This is a genomic window from Ornithinibacter sp. (assembly GCF_035443565.1).
GTDB lineage: Bacteria > Actinomycetota > Actinomycetes > Actinomycetales > Dermatophilaceae > Fodinibacter.
This window is the reverse complement of sequence record NZ_DAORSO010000004.1, coordinates 23,540-36,799: the sequence shown is the minus strand read 5'-3', so window position 1 is coordinate 36,799 and position 13,260 is coordinate 23,540. Positions and strand designations below refer to the sequence as shown.

12 protein-coding genes and 1 pseudogene are annotated in these 13,260 nt (G+C 71.7%); 2 read left to right on the top strand and 11 right to left on the bottom strand.

Annotated elements, in window-relative coordinates; genetic code table 11:
- The 5 genes and pseudogenes from PLL68_RS01225 to PLL68_RS01205 all read right to left on the bottom strand — a co-directional run.
- Window positions 1-379 (bottom strand): annotated as a pseudogene (locus PLL68_RS01225) (sensor histidine kinase); the annotation flags it as partial.
- A gap of 176 nt (window positions 380-555) precedes the next feature.
- A complete protein-coding gene (gene serS, locus PLL68_RS01220; RefSeq protein WP_324530883.1) occupies window positions 556-1,824 on the bottom strand; it encodes a serine--tRNA ligase in 1,269 nt (422 codons plus the stop codon).
- Window positions 1,825-1,985: 161 nt separating this feature from the next.
- Window positions 1,986-2,627 (bottom strand): LysE family translocator, encoded by a 642-nt coding sequence (locus PLL68_RS01215; RefSeq protein ID WP_324530881.1) that lies wholly within the window; start codon window positions 2,625-2,627, stop codon window positions 1,986-1,988.
- Window positions 2,628-2,702: 75 nt separating this feature from the next.
- On the bottom strand, window positions 2,703-4,013 hold the full coding sequence (locus PLL68_RS01210; RefSeq protein WP_324530879.1) for a cation:proton antiporter domain-containing protein: 1,311 nt from the start codon (window positions 4,011-4,013) through the stop codon (window positions 2,703-2,705).
- Window positions 4,010-4,582, bottom strand: coding sequence for a DinB family protein (locus tag PLL68_RS01205; protein ID WP_324530877.1), 573 nt, complete (start codon window positions 4,580-4,582; stop codon window positions 4,010-4,012). The genes PLL68_RS01210 and PLL68_RS01205 overlap by 4 nt, the downstream gene beginning before the upstream one ends.
- Before the next feature lie 56 nt (window positions 4,583-4,638).
- Here PLL68_RS01205 and PLL68_RS01200 point away from each other — a divergent pair, with 56 nt between their 5' ends.
- Window positions 4,639-5,772, top strand: coding sequence for a diacylglycerol/lipid kinase family protein (locus tag PLL68_RS01200; protein ID WP_324530874.1), 1,134 nt, complete (start codon window positions 4,639-4,641; stop codon window positions 5,770-5,772).
- A gap of 47 nt (window positions 5,773-5,819) precedes the next feature.
- Here the strand turns inward: PLL68_RS01200 and zwf are convergent, their stop codons facing one another.
- The 6 genes from zwf to PLL68_RS01170 all read right to left on the bottom strand — a co-directional run bounded on the left by zwf (window position 5,820) and on the right by PLL68_RS01170 (window position 12,921).
- A complete protein-coding gene (zwf, locus tag PLL68_RS01195; protein WP_324530872.1) occupies window positions 5,820-7,250 on the bottom strand; it encodes a glucose-6-phosphate dehydrogenase in 1,431 nt (476 codons plus the stop codon).
- Between the two features lie 79 nt (window positions 7,251-7,329).
- On the bottom strand, window positions 7,330-8,604 hold the full coding sequence (efeB, locus tag PLL68_RS01190) for an iron uptake transporter deferrochelatase/peroxidase subunit (RefSeq protein ID WP_324530871.1): 1,275 nt from the start codon (window positions 8,602-8,604) through the stop codon (window positions 7,330-7,332).
- A complete protein-coding gene (gene efeO / locus PLL68_RS01185; RefSeq protein WP_324530869.1) occupies window positions 8,601-9,752 on the bottom strand; it encodes an iron uptake system protein EfeO in 1,152 nt (383 codons plus the stop codon). The genes efeB and efeO overlap by 4 nt, the downstream gene beginning before the upstream one ends.
- Window positions 9,749-10,621, bottom strand: coding sequence for an iron uptake transporter permease EfeU (gene efeU, locus PLL68_RS01180; RefSeq protein WP_324530919.1), 873 nt, complete (start codon window positions 10,619-10,621; stop codon window positions 9,749-9,751). Before efeU ends, efeO begins: the two co-directional genes overlap by 4 nt.
- 125 nt (window positions 10,622-10,746) lie before the next feature.
- Window positions 10,747-12,123: an HAD-IB family hydrolase gene (locus PLL68_RS01175; RefSeq protein WP_324530867.1), complete on the bottom strand. Its 1,377-nt coding sequence runs from the start codon at window positions 12,121-12,123 to the stop codon at window positions 10,747-10,749.
- Between the two features lie 9 nt (window positions 12,124-12,132).
- The gene (locus PLL68_RS01170; RefSeq protein ID WP_324530865.1) at window positions 12,133-12,921 is read right to left on the bottom strand and encodes a helix-turn-helix transcriptional regulator; all 789 of its coding nucleotides are present in this window, start codon (window positions 12,919-12,921) and stop codon (window positions 12,133-12,135) included.
- Between the two features lie 36 nt (window positions 12,922-12,957).
- Here PLL68_RS01170 and PLL68_RS01165 point away from each other — a divergent pair, with 36 nt between their 5' ends.
- Window positions 12,958-13,251 (top strand): DUF2249 domain-containing protein, encoded by a 294-nt coding sequence (locus PLL68_RS01165; RefSeq protein WP_324530863.1) that lies wholly within the window; start codon window positions 12,958-12,960, stop codon window positions 13,249-13,251.
- Window positions 13,252-13,260: the final 9 nt, after the last annotated feature.

The following is a 13,260-nucleotide window of genomic DNA, read 5'->3' as shown; positions in this document are numbered from 1 at the left end:
ACCAGGCCACCGCCGCGTAGAAGGCGATGAAGTAGACGACCTGGAGGGTGAACTGGCTCATCACCGGGGCCATGGTCACGCCGACGACGAACATGTGCACGGCCGCCGCCACGGCGATCGACAGCGGCCAGCGACGCCGCCAGGTGAGCAGGGCCGAGGCTGACACGGTGGCGAGCGCCTGCAGCCACACCGGCTGCTTGACCGTCTCGAGCAGGCCCATGCTGCGCAGGAGCTCAAGGGAGACCAGGCCGAGAACGGCGGTCGCGAGCGCGAGGATGACGTCACTGCGACTGACCTGCGGGCGCGGGCGCTGCCACGGGTCGTCGACGCCGAAGAACTCGCCGACGCGCGATGGCAGCGAGAGGCGGGCGGGCGGCATACGGGCAGCCTAGGCACGCCCGAGTGCCCGGCACCTCCCCCGCAGGGGGGACCCGGCCACCTTCCTGAGCGCGCGGACCCAAGGGGTCTGGGGAGACGTCGTTGCGCCGCGCAAGGAATCCCTTGTCCGACGCAAGGGCTCTCAGCAGTACCCCTGCCGGTCGCCCTCAGCGGGAGTCAGGCCCCCGGAACCAGCACGTCGAGGCCGACGTGCGGACGCAGCGCCTCGGGCACGATGACCGAGCCGTCGGGCTGCTGGTGGTTCTCGAGGATCGCCACGATCCATCGCGTGGTCGCGAGCGTGCCGTTCAGCGTGGCCGCGACCTCGTTGCCGCCCTCACCCTTGACCCGGGTGTTGAGCCGCCGGGCCTGGAAGGTCGTGCAGTTGGAGGTCGACGTGAGCTCGCGGTAGCGGCCCTGGGTCGGCACCCACGCCTCACAGTCGAACTTGCGCGCCGCCGGCCCGCCGAGGTCACCCGCCGCGGTGTCGATGACGCGGTAGGGCACCTCGATCGCGGCGAGCATCTCCTTCTCGAAGGCGAGCAGGCGCTGGTGCTCGGCCACGGCATCCTCGGGACGGCAGTAGACGAACATCTCGATCTTGTTGAACTGGTGCACGCGGATGATGCCGCGGGTGTCCTTGCCGTAGGAGCCGGCCTCGCGGCGGTAACACGTCGACTGGCCCGCGTACCGCAGGGGCCCGGCGGACAGGTCGAGCACCTCGTCGGCGTGGTAGCCCGCGAGTGCGACCTCGGAGGTGCCGGTCAGGTAGAGGTCGTCGGCCTCGAGGCGGTACACCTCGTCGGCGTGGTGGTCGAGGAACCCGGCGCCGGCCATGACGTCGCTCTTGACCAGGGTCGGGGTGATCATCGGCACGAACCCGGCGGCGATGGCTCGCTGCATCGCGAGCCCGAGCAGGCCCATCTCGAGGCGGGCGCCGGCCCCCTTGAGGAAGTAGAACCGGGCCCCGGCGACCTTGGCCCCGCGCGCCATGTCGATGGCGTCCAGGCCCTCGGCGAGCGCGAGGTGGTCACGCGGCTCGAAGCCCTCTGCGGCGAAGTCCCGGGGGGCGCCGACGGTCTCGAGCACGACGTAGTCGTCCTCACCGCCGCTCGGCACCTCGGGCTCGACGACGTTGCCGATGGTGCTCAGCAGGGTGTCGAGCTCGACCTGGGCCTCGTCGGCGTCGGCCTGCAGCGCCTTGACCTGCGCCGCGATCTCCTTGGTGCGGGCGAGCAGCGCCTGCTTCTCCTCACCCTGGGCGCGGGCGACGTCCTTGCCCATCGTCTTCTGCTCGGCGCGCAACTGCTCGTATGCCGTGAGCGAGCTGCGGCGACGCTCGTCAGCCGCGCGGATGGCGTCGACGACACCCTCGTCCTCACCCCGGGAGCGCTGGCTGGCACGGACGGCGTCGGGGTTGTCGCGCAGCAGCTTGATGTCGATCACCCGGGGAGTTTATCGGCGCCGGGACCCACCCCGTCCCGCAATTCCTCGCCCCCCGCCCCCACCGCCGGTCGAGAGTAGCCAAATCGCCGTGTGGGCCCTGCCCCACGCGGCGATTCGCCTACTTTCGACTGGGGGTGCTCAGGTGATCACGTGCCAGGGGGCTAGGTCGTGGGGCGACCGGTGAGCAGCAGGCCGCCGCCCAGGGTCAGCATCATCAACCCGCCGGCGCCGCCGACCCGCTCCATCCGCTTGGGGGATGACGCGAACCAGTCGCGGGCCCGGCTCGCGACGAGGGCCACGGCGCCGTCCATGAGCAGCGCCAGCACGGCGAACACCGCGCCCAGCGCCACGAGCTGGGGCAGCACGGCCGAGGTCGGCACGACGAACTGGGGCAGCAGCGCCGCGAAGAACACGATGGTCTTCGGGTTGGTGACCCCGACGACGTACCCGGCCCGCACCGCGTGCAGGCTCGGCGCCGTGACCGGCACCCCGGCCTCGAACGCGGTGGCCAGGGCCCGACGGTTGCGGATCGCCTGCACACCGAGCCAGATCAGGTAGCCCGCCCCCACGACCTTCAGCGCCGTGTAGGCGACCGTGCTCGCGGCGATGAGCGGCCCGAGGCCGATGGCGAGCGCACAGATCTGGGTCAGGATGCCGAGCGCGTTGCCCACCACCGTGAGCAGCGCCTCGCGCCGCCCGGCCGACAGGGCCCGGCCGATGGTGAACAGCACGCTCGGGCCGGGGATCGCGATGATGATGACCGATGCGACGGCGAACGCGGCGAGGGTGGAGGCGGACGGCATCCGACCAGTGTGGGGCCACTGAGAGCCCTGGCGCATCCCCGTTTCGCCCTCGCGAACCCCCGCGGCACCGAGCCCTCAGCCCAGGGCGGATGCCGTGGGCTCGCCTCGCGCGGCGTCGAGCCGTCGCATGACCGGCGTCGCGAGCACGCCGTGCACCACGACCGACAGCACCACCGTGAAGCCGACCGTCGACCAGAGCCACCGCTCCTCGGGGAAGGAGGCGGCCCCGGCCGCATAGGCGACGTAGTACAGCGACCCGACCCCACGGACCCCGAAGAACGCGACGACGAGCCGCTCGCGGTGGTCCAGCCCGGCATCCCCGACCTGGGTGCGGTGGCCGAGGAACGCCAGGTATCCCGCGACGGGCCGGATGACGAGCACCAGCGACACCCCGATGAGCATCCCGCGCCAGTCGAGGTGGGCCAGCAGGCCGTTGGTCAACGCGAACCCGAGGCCGAGCAGCACCACCAGGGTCAGCAGCGTCTCCAGCCGGTCGATGACGTCGTGCATGTGGCGCTGGTAGTCGTGGTCGCGCTCGGCCGCACGCACCGTGAGCGCACAGGCGAACACCGCGAGGAAGCCGTAGCCGCCGGCCACCTCGCTGGCGCCGTAAGCGAGGAGCAGGGCCGCCAGCGCGAGCAGCGGCTCACCGACCTCGGCCAGGCGCAGCGAGCGGGCCGGTGCCCGGAACGCGATCCGCGCCAGCACCCACCCGACGGCCACCCCCACGAGCACCCCGACGACGACCTTGCCGACGAGCTCCCACGCGAGCCACCCCGCCCACCACTGCGACACCGACCCGACCGACGCGAGGAAGATCGCGGCGTACACGAACGGGAACGCCAGCCCGTCGTTCAGCCCGGCCTCGCTCGTCAGGGCGAAGCGCACCTCGTCGTCCTCGTCGATCTCGTCGACGGCACCCTCGAGGGTCGGCCCCTCGACCTGGACGTCCGAGGCGAGCACCGGGTCGGTCGGCGCCAGGGCCGCCCCGAGCAGCACCGCCGCGGGCGCCGCGACCCCGAGCGGCCCCCACGCGAGCAGCGCCACCCCCGCGATCGTCAGCGGCATCGCGATGCCGAGCAGGCGCCAGGCCGGTGACCACGACCGCCAGGACTCGCGGCTGCGCCACCGCAACGGCCGGTCCAGGGCCAGCCCCACCCCCATGAGCGCGACGAGCACCGTGAGCTCGGTGACGTGCTCGATGACCGGGCGAGCCGCGACCGGGTCGAGCACCACGGCATCCCACGCGGGAAGGAGGCCGACGAGCATGCCCGTCGCGACGAGCACCATCGGCGCCGACAGCGCCCACCTGTGCAGCACGCGCGGGAGGACCGCGGCGAGCAGCAGCGAGCCGCCGAGCAGCAGGTAGATCAGCTCAGGGCTCACCCGAGGTCGACCCCAACGTCCCACAGGTGGTGCACGAGGTCGTGCAGCCCGTACTGCCCGAGCGTGGCGGCCGTGAACAGCGAGCCGTTCGAGCGGATGCCGGTGCGCTCCCAGTCCTGACCCGCGACGCCCGCGTACACACCCGCCAACCCGGCCGCGGCCTCGATCAGCTCGCGGGCCACGACGGCGGGGTCCTGCTCGCCGTAGCGGTTGGCGACGGCGGTCTCGTCCTGGTCCCAGTTGTCGAAGGTTGGCGCGTCCTGCTCGAGCATGAGGCGGGCCCGCTGCTCGAACAGGCGGCAGACGTCGCGCACGTGACAGGCGTACTCCAGCGGCGACCAGGTGGCCGGATCGGGCCGAGCCGTCGCGTCGCTGCGGGTCAGCACCTGCTCCCAGGGTGCGGTGGATGCCGTGACGTGGCGCGCGATGTCGGCCGGCGCGACGTCGGTCGCCAGGAACCCGCAGTCGGGGCACCGCTCACGCAGCGTCCAGGTCCAGTCCTTGTCATCGGGGGTGATGGCGGGGTCGACCAGTGGCTCGGGTGCTGCGTCGGGCGAGGAGGACGTCATGATCCGCAGACTACGGCCGACCTGATCCACCCAGATCGTGCGGTACCTTCCACTCTGTGTCAGACGCGTGGTGGACCTGGGTGGGCATCGCCGTCGCCGTCGTCTTCGTCGGGATGGGCGCCTGGCTCGTCCTGGCGTCACGCCGCGACGCGCGGGCGGCGGCGAGTCGTCCTGCCCGAGACAGCTTCCGCCGCGAGGAGGAGGCACCCGCCCCGCCCAAGAAACAGCTGGCGGTCGTGCTCAACCCCACGAAGCTCGACGGGGACGGGTCCACACAGAAGGCGACCATCGCCGGGGTGTGCGCTGACCAGGGGTGGGCCGAGCCGTTGTTCCTCCCCACGACCGAGCACGACGTCGGCTTCGGGCAGACCCGCCAGGCCCTCGAGGAGAAGGTCGACGTCGTCTGCGCCTTCGGTGGCGACGGCACCGTGCGCGCGGTCGCCCAGGAGATGATCGGCACCGGTGTGCCGATGGGGCTGCTCGCCGGAGGCACCGGCAACCTGCTGGCCCGCAACCTCGAGCTGCCGACCGACGACCTCGCCCGGGCCGTGACCGTTGCGCTGACCGGCCGCAACCGCCACATCGACGCCGGGTGGCTGACCCTGGACCCTGAGGACTCCCACCTAGACGAGCACGTCGGTGAGGGGTCGTCGACGGGGCCGGCCCGCCACGCGTTCCTCGTCATGGCCGGCCTCGGGCTGGACGCCGCGATCATGGAGGACACCTCGGAGCAGCTCAAGGCCCGGATCGGCTGGACGGCCTACGTCCCCGCCGGGCTGAAGAACCTCCTCGTCGAGCGGTTCAAGGCGCGAGTGAGCATCGACGGCGCACCGCCCATGACCGTCCGGGCGCGCACCGTGCTCATCGGCAACTGCGGCAAGCTCACCGGCGGCATCAACCTCATGCCCGACGCCGAGCCCGACGACGGCACGCTCGACGTCGTCGTCATCGCCCCTCGGGGCCTGGCCGCGTGGGTGTCGGTCGCCGCGCGGGTGCTGGCCAAGAGCGGCCGCTCGACCCAGACCCTGGACCGCTACCGCTGCCGCGAGATCGAGGTGCACGTCGACCACGACCAGATGGTCGAGCTCGACGGCGACATCATCGGCGAGGCCCGGCACATCCAGATCGAGGTGCAGCCGCGGGCGCTCATCGTGCGCACCGAGAGCGGCCGCAGCAACACCGCCGCCTGACCGCACGCAGCACCTCGGAGGGCACGCCGGGCTCCCAGCGATCGGGGTCAGAACTTGCGTTCGCGCCAGGCCCGCTCGAAGGGCAGGCGCCACGTGTACGGCGAGATGAGCTGGTGGATCTGGTTCGGCCCCCAGGTGCCCTGCGAGTAGGGCCGCACGGTCGGGGGGTTGTCGAGCAGCGGCTGGGAGATCTCCCAGAGACGTTCGATGCCGGATGCCGAGGTGAACAGGGTTCGGTCGCCGCGTGCCGCGTCGTAGATGAGCCGCTCGTAGGCCTCGAGCACCGCACCCGCCCACGACGTCTCCTGCATGGAGAACTGCATCGAGAGCTTGTCGAGCCGAAAGCCCGGCCCGGGCCGCTTGCCGTAGAAGGACAGCGACATGCGCGACTTGTCGGCGAGGTCGAAGGTCAGGTGGTCCGGCCCGTTGTCGCCGACCCCAGAGCCCGGCGGGAACATCGACTGCGGGGGCTCGCGGAAGGCGATGGAGATGATGCGCGCCCCCTCGGCCATCCGCTTGCCGGTGCGCAGGTAGAACGGCACGCCGGCCCAGCGCCAGTTGTCGACGAAGCACTTCAGCGCGACGAAGGTCTCGGTCTCCGAGTCGGGCTTCACCCCGGGCTCGTCGTGGTAGCCGGTGTACTGCCCGCGCACGACGTCGCTCGGCTGGATGGGCTGCATCGAGCGGAAGACCTTGTTCTTCTCCCGGCTGATCGCGCTCGGCTCGAGCGAGGTCGGCGGCTCCATCGCGGTGAACGCGAGGATCTGGAACAGGTGCGTCACGACCATGTCGCGGTAGGCACCGGTCGCCTCGTAGAAGTCGCCCCGCTGCGTCAGGCCAAGGGTCTCGGGCACGTCGATCTCGATGTGGGAGATGCTGTTCCGGTGCCAGATCGGCTCGAACAGACCGTTGGCGAACCGGAAGGCGAGGATGTTCTGCGCAGCCTCCTTGCCGAGGAAGTGGTCGATGCGGAAGATCTGCTCCTCGTCGAACACCTCGTGCAGCTGGGCGTTGAGGGAGACCGCTGACGCGTAGTCGGTGCCGAACGGCTTCTCCATGACCACCCGGCTGCGCACCGCGAGGTCGGCCTCGGCGATGGTGCGCACGGCCGCCAGGGCGGCCTTGGGCGGCACCGAGAGGTAGTGCAGGCGCTGGTTCACCTCGCCCGGCAGGAGCGCCTCGGCCCGCGCCACGGCCTCGCGCAGGGCGTCCGGCCCGGCGGAGATCGACACGTAGTCCAACCGCTGGGCGAACTCGCGCCAGTCGGCGTCACTGATGTCGCGGGTGCTGTGCTCGCGAATGGCGATCAGCGCCAGGTCCCGGAAGGCATCGCCATTCATCTCGTCGAGGCTGGTGCCGACGACGCGCAGGTCGTCGACGAGCCCGGACTGGAAGAGGTGCAGCAGCCCCGGGATGAGCTTGCGCTTGGCGAGGTCCCCCGTGGCACCGAAGAGCACGACGGTCGTGGGTGCGGTCATGGGGTCAGCCTGTCGCCCGGAGGCCGCGCACCGCTACCCCCGGGTCGTTCGTCGGATGCCGGCCACCCGGCATCCGGGGTCAGGTGAAGAGCTGGGATCCCCAGTCGTCGTCCGGCCCCAGACCCGGAGGGCACGCGAACAGCGCCGACCCCGTGTGCTCGACGTACTCGTTCAGGGCGTCGGACCGGGCCAGGGCCCGCTGCATCGGCACGAACTGCCGGTGCGCGTCACGCATGAAGGCGATGAAGAACAGGCCGGCGTCGAGGTGGCCCTGCCCGTCGGTGCCGTCGGTGAAGTTGTAGCCGCGGCGCAGGATGCGCACCCCGCCGAGGCGACTGTGGTGGGCCAGCTGGATGTGCGACGTCGCGGGGATGCGCGGCATCCCGTCGGTGCCCAGCCGGGTGAAGTCCGGCTCCTCGAACTCGTCCGTCCCGCCGAGCGGCGCCCCGACGCGTTTGTCCCGGCCGAAGACCTGCTCCTGCTCCATGAGCGGGGTGCGGTCCCAGACCTCGATGTGCATGCGGATGCGCCGCGCCACGAGATAGGTCCCGCCAGCCAGCCAGTCGGCCGTGCCCGCGACGTCCTCGGGGGCGACCCAGACGTGCTCGTCGAGGGCGGCGGCGTCCTCGGCCGTGATGTTGGCGGTGCCGTCCTTGAACCCGAACATGTTCCGGGGGGTGGCCTGGCTGCGCGAGGTCGAGGACGTGCGCCCGAACCCGAGCTGGCTCCAGCGCACCGTCACCACACCGAAGCCGAGCCGCACCAGGTTGCGCACCGCGTGCACCGCGACCTGGGGGTCGTCGGAGCAGGCCTGGATGACGATGTCCCCGCCCGACGTCGCCGGGTCGAGGTCGTCACCGCGGAACGCTGGCAGGTCGCGCAGCGCCTCGGGTCGCCGGTCGGCCAGGCCGAACCGTTCGTCGAACAGCGACGGGCCGTAGCCGATGGTCACCGTCAGGTGCCCGGGTGCCAGGTCCAGCGCTTCACCGGTGTCTTCGGGCACGTTCCACGGGCCCCCGCCGACGACGCCGCCCGGGGCGGCCTCGGCCCCGTACGTCATCCGCTCAGCAGCCCGGGTCCAACGGGTCAGCAGGTCACGCAGCCGGTCGGGGTCGTCGGTGACGACGTCGAGCGCGACGAGGTGCAGCCGGTCCTGCGCAGCCGTCGTGATGCCGGCCTGTCGCTCCCCCCGAAAGGCGACGATCCCCGCATCGGCCCCGGCCCCGCCACCCCCGGCGGCCGGTGAGGCGGCGGCGGCCGACGGGCGAGCGGCATACGCCAGCCCTGCCGCGGCACCGGCCACGGCCGCCCCGGCGCCGCTGGCGATGACCGCCCGGCGGGTGGAACCGCTCATCCCCTGGCCACGACGCCAGCGACGGTCGCGACCGGCTCGGAGAAGGCGTCGAGGGCGGTGGTCAGCTTCTTGACGTCCTGCGGGGTGAGGTCGGTGTACAGCACGAACCCGTCGCCCTCGCGGTAGGTCTCGAGCAGGTCGCTGAGGGCCTTGCCCCGCTCGTCGATGGTCGCGACGAGCGCCGGGTCAGCGGTGGCGAGATAGGGACGCAGCGCCGCGATGGCCGCCGTGGAGCCCTCGACGTTGGCCTCGAAGTCCCACAGGTCGGTGTGGCTGTAGCGCTCCTCCTCGCCGGTGATCTTGCCGGTGGCGATCTCGTCGAGCAGCGCCTTGGACCCGTTGGCGAGCTGCAGCGGGTTGAGCTCGACGGCCTTGGCCCTGGTGACGAGTTCGGTGACGTCGGCCAGCAGGCGGTCGGCCATCGCCGCGGAATCGGGCTGGAGCCCGGTCTCCCAGAGGTCGCGCTCGAGGCGGTGGAAGCCGGTGAACTCCATTCCCTCCGCCTCGACCTCGGCGCGGCCGTCGATCTTCGGGTCGAGGTCGCCGAACGACTCGGCCACCGGCTCGATGCGCTCCCAGGAGGAGCGGGCCGTGGGGTAGAGCGCCTTGGCCTCGTCGACCTTGCCGGCCTTGACGAGGGCGACGAACTCGCTGGTGCCGGCCAGGAAGGCGTCAGCCTGGCTCGCCACGTAGCGCTGGTACTCGGTGGTCGCTGCCGTGAGGTTCTCGTCGTCGCTCCTGGGCGCCGCCGCTTCACCGGTGATGGTGAAGGGCGCCCGGATGCCGTCGCCCACCATCCCCGGCTTGCAGGCGGTTTCGTACGTGCCCGGCTCGGCGAGCTCGACGTGGAACCTGCGCGTCAGGCCGGGGGCGATGTTCTCGACCTCACCCAGGATCCGGTCGCCCTCGGCGTAGACGTAGAACTCGTTGACCTTGCTGCCCGTGTTCGTCACGGTGAACTCGACCCGGCCAGCCGGTGCCTCGGTACGGGAGACCTCGCAGGTGGTGTCGGTCGCGGTGACGGTGATGGCACCGCCCGAGGTGCCGCTGGCGGCATCCGACGTCGTGGCACCGGAGCAGGCACCCAGGGCCAGGGCGGCGGGCGCCGCGATCAGGGCGACGACGCGCAGGGGAGGGCGGGCGATCACGGGAGGCTCCTGGTGGTGGCCGCGGGGGTGACCGTGGGCGCGGGTGCGGTGGCGGGCGTGCTGGCCGGGCGGGAGGGGCGCAGGAAGAAGAACAGGACCGTGCTGACGTAGAGCACCCAGGCGATGGCCTGCAGGACCGTGGTCGCCGGAGTGAAGTTCAGCGTTCCCTTGAGCAGGACGGCGTACCACGCCCCCGGGTCGATGACCCCCGAGACGTCGAAGGCGAGGGTGCTCAGGCCCGGGAGGAGGCCCGCCTCCTGGAGGTCGTGGATGCCGTACGACAGGATGCCGCCGGCGACGAAGATGAGCGCGATGCCGGTGTACCTGAAGAAGCGGCCGAGGTCGATGCGCAGCGCGCCGCGGTAGATGAGGACCCCGAGGGCGATGGCTCCGGCGAAGCCCACGAGCCAGCCCAGCAGCGGGACGTTGTTGCCGGCTCCCGCAGCCTGGGCGGTGGCGTAGAAGAAGATCGCGGTCTCCAGGCCCTCACGGCCGACCCCGAGGAAGCCGACGAGGGCAACGGCCAGGGGGCCGAGGTCGAGGGCTTTGTCGAGCTGCCCCTTGAGCTCACCGGAGAGGCCGCGGGCGGCCGACTTCATCCAGAACACCATGACGGTGACGAACGCGACGGCGATGATGCTGGCGATGCCCCCGACGAGTTCCTGGGCCTCGAAGGTCAGCTGCCGCGTGCCGTAGGTCAACACCGCACCCAACGTCACGGAGAGGGCGACGGCCGTGCCGACCCCGGCCCACACGTAGGGGATCCCCCACGTGCGGTCGGTCTTCTTGAGGAAAGCCAGCAGGATGACGACGACGAGCGCTGCCTCCAGGCCCTCGCGCAACCCGATGAGGGCGTTGCTGACGAACATCCACGTGCCCCGTTCCAAGAGGTGAGCCTTACCTAAGTAAGGTACTCCTCAGTGAGTGCACCTCGTCAAATCGACCCACGGGGGTGGGACGGGAGGGAAGGGGGAGGCCCGTGAGCGAGTTCCGGTCAGCTGCCCGGGGTGGCGAGCCGGATCTCCTCCTCGGTGGGCACGCGGTGCTCGCGGGCCTGCGGGGGCAGGCAGTCGACGATCGCGGCCATGATGCGCTTGGTGTCGGCCGCGGGTGAGCGGTACTTCAGCTCGACCGGCTCACCGACACGGACGCGAACCTTCGGCGGGTTGGTGACGTTGAGGACGTTCGGCACGGCCGCCGACCGGGGCCACACCTGCTCGCTGCCCCAGATGCCGATCGGGATGACCGGTGCCCGCGTGATCGCGGCCAGCCGCGCAGCGCCCGTCTTGCCCTTGAGCACCGGGTCGTAGAACTTCTCGCCACGCGGGATCGTCCCCTGCGGCATGAGCGCGACCAGCTCGCCGCCCTCGAGGGCGACCGCGGCGTTCTCGAACGAGTCCTGCCCGCTGGTGCCGCGGTCGACGGCGATGCCGCCCAGGGCCGTGGCGATCGCGCCGAGGCCGGGGACGTCGAAGATCTCCTTCTTGCCCAACCCGCGGGCAGTGCGCCCCGAGGCCCGCAGCACCTGGATCATCGTCTGCAGGTCGAAGTAGGACCGGTGGTTGGCGACGAGGATCGCCGGGCCGGTGCGGGGGATGTTCTCGATGCCGGCGATGTCGAAGCGGGCGTACGGCGTGAGCAGCGGCGGGCTCGCCAGGAAGAGCAGCCGCTGCAGCTCGATGCCCAGCACCGGCACCTTGAACACCCCGGGCGAGACGTCGAAGTGCACGATCGGCCATCCGCGCGCCACGGCATACAGGGTCAGCCGCGGATCAGGGTTGACCGCGTTGGGCGACCCCACGGCCGAGAGCAGGGGCAGGTCGTAGATCGAGTCGGAGTAGGCGAAGCTCTCGGCGAGGTCGATGCCTTCGCGCTCGGCCCACTCGCGCACCGCGGCGATCTTGCCCCGCGACCACACGAAGTTGCCCGTGATCGAGCCGTCGAACCTGCCCTCGTCGTTGATGGTGTAACGCGTGGCGATGACGTGGTCGAAGCCCAGCCGATCAGCCAACGGCTTGATGAGGTGGTACGGCGTGGTGGTCGCGAGCACGACGGGCCGCCCGGCGGCCTGGTGCTGCTCGATGAGCGCCAACGCGAAGGGGTGCACCACCTCGGCGATCGCCTCGGCGGCCGCCACGGCCGCCTCGTCGAACGTGGCCATCTCGCGCCCCTTGGCGACCAGGGTGGCCTGCCGGGCCAGGAAGATCGACGGCAGCGTCTCACCGATGAGGTCGAACATGCCGTACAGCAGCTTCTCGCCGGGCAGCTTGCGGGTGACGACGCCGAGGTCGTACATCGCTCGCGACAGCAGTGGGCCGGTGCCGCCCTGGAGCAACGTGCGGTCAAGGTCGAAGATCGCGGCGCCGCTCATGGGGTGAGGTTACCGGGCCGACGCCAGCCTGAGGTGACATGCACCCGGACTGGCGAACGGCACGAGCCGCACGCCCTCCCCCGACCCGCCGTACGCGGCATCCGCACCGCTCACCAGCCCGGCATGGACCTGGCACACCACCTCGGGATGCCGTCGCGCCGCATCGAGCAGCGGACAGGTGCGCAGCTCGACCTCGCGACCGTCGTCACGATCGGGCGTCGGGCGCACGACGGGTGAGAACCCGAGGCGGTGCAGCAGCGCCACCACCTGCTCACGCGGCTGCCCCGGGAGACCCCCACCAGCCGCCGTGACATCGCGCGCCGCCAGGCTCGCACCCCACGCCCGGCCCACGGCCCTGGACTCCTCCGAGGTGTCCACGCCGAGCGCGGCCAGCCGGTCGGCGAAGGCGCCCGCGAGCGCGAGGTACTCCTCCGCCGCGGGGTCACCCTCGACGACGCCGGATGCCGTGCGCCGCCCCTGCGGCGTCACGACGTACCGGGCAGCCGGCCGGCCGCGACCACCCTCGCGAACGCTCCCGGCGCCGATCGGACCTGCCTCGTCGGCGGCGTCGGGGACCTGGACCAGCCCCGCGGCGAGCAGGGCCCGCAGGTGGTGGCGGGTGGTGTTGGGGTGGCCGCCGAGCGCCTGCGCCAGCTCGCCCACCGTGCACGCGCGATCGGCCCCGGCGAGCTCTCGCAGCACCCGCAGGCGCGCGGGATCCAGCGGCGGCGGGGTCGGCTCACCGGCATTCCCGAGCACCCGACTTGGAGAAGGACCCATCGGCGGAGTATTTTTCACAATGTCATTGTAGATAATCAGACACCGGAGGACCAGATGGAACACACCACCCTTCCCCTCGCCGGCGGCGGCCAGCACGCGTGCGGCTGCAACGAGAGCGACCACGGCATCCCCGAGCTCGACGTGCGGGCCGTCCCGCACGCCATCCGGCACGCCACGGTATTCGGTGCGCTCTCCGCGATCCCGAGCGGCGGCTCCCTCGACCTCGTCGCCCCGCACGACCCCAAGCCGCTGCTGGCCCAGATCGCCGACCGCGAGGCCGGAGCGGTCACCGTTCGCTACCTCGACGAGGGTCCCGACGCCTGGCGCCTGCGGCTCACCCGCGCCTGAGCGGCAGGT

What these genes read in the sequence shown, in the direction of transcription:
- PLL68_RS01215 (WP_324530881.1), bottom strand. Translation starts at nt 2,627, where the DNA reads ATGCCGTCCGCCTCCACCCTCGCCGCGTTCGCCGTCGCATCGGTCATC.
- PLL68_RS01205 (WP_324530877.1), bottom strand. Translation starts at nt 4,582, where the DNA reads ATGACGTCCTCCTCGCCCGACGCAGCACCCGAGCCACTGGTCGACCCC.
- zwf (WP_324530872.1), bottom strand. Translation starts at nt 7,250, where the DNA reads ATGACCGCACCCACGACCGTCGTGCTCTTCGGTGCCACGGGGGACCTC.
- efeB (WP_324530871.1), bottom strand. Translation starts at nt 8,604, where the DNA reads ATGAGCGGTTCCACCCGCCGGGCGGTCATCGCCAGCGGCGCCGGGGCG.
- efeU (WP_324530919.1), bottom strand. Translation starts at nt 10,621, where the DNA reads ATGTTCGTCAGCAACGCCCTCATCGGGTTGCGCGAGGGCCTGGAGGCA.
- PLL68_RS01175 (WP_324530867.1), bottom strand. Translation starts at nt 12,123, where the DNA reads ATGAGCGGCGCCGCGATCTTCGACCTTGACCGCACGTTGCTCCAGGGC.
- PLL68_RS01165 (WP_324530863.1), top strand. Translation starts at nt 12,958, where the DNA reads ATGGAACACACCACCCTTCCCCTCGCCGGCGGCGGCCAGCACGCGTGC.